This is a genomic window from Paraburkholderia sp. SIMBA_053 (assembly GCF_046534895.1).
Classification (GTDB): Bacteria; Pseudomonadota; Gammaproteobacteria; order Burkholderiales; family Burkholderiaceae; genus Paraburkholderia; species Paraburkholderia caledonica.
On sequence record NZ_JAWRXU010000096.1, the window covers coordinates 1 to 470 of the forward strand.

General features: G+C 65.1%; 1 protein-coding gene and 1 pseudogene. Both read right to left on the reverse strand.

Annotated elements, in window-relative coordinates; translation table 11 throughout:
• On the reverse strand, positions 1–179 hold a 179-nt coding region (locus SB753_RS34720), incomplete at its 3' end, for an OsmC family protein (RefSeq protein ID WP_410804563.1).
• An 89-nt stretch (positions 180–268) separates the two neighbouring features.
• Positions 269–470 (reverse strand): annotated as a pseudogene (locus tag SB753_RS34725) (hypothetical protein); the annotation flags it as partial.

Sequence of the window (470 nt, forward strand, 5' to 3'; positions counted from 1 at the left end):
TCGGGGTTCCATCGCTTTGCGTCGCCGAGAAACGCGGCGTCGGACGAGCCCGGAATGTCCGGCTTGCTTCCCGAAGCGATCACGTGATCGCGGCTGTAGTCACGATAGCCGGATGTGCCGCTGCCGCGATTGCCCGTCCATTGAACGGAGACCTGGTAGTTGTGCTCGCCGTATGCCATGCGCGCTTCCTCTGATCGGTGAACCGGTGGATGAAGCGTTCATTTTAAAGCCGCTTATGCGCTGCAAACCACCGCTCGCGCGCGTCGATCTAGCGCGGCGCCGCCGGCCTGCCGCTGAGACTCGGCACTCGCGGATCGGGGTTCTGATTCAGGCTCGTGCCGTTCGCTCGCATCGTGTTAGGGACGTGGCCTGAGTTCAGACCCGTGCCGACGCCGCCTGCGCGCAGGCCTGTGCCAATAGAGCCGCCTGGCGTCGCAAGTCCCGGCGAAGGCGTGAGCGTCGAGCCGACC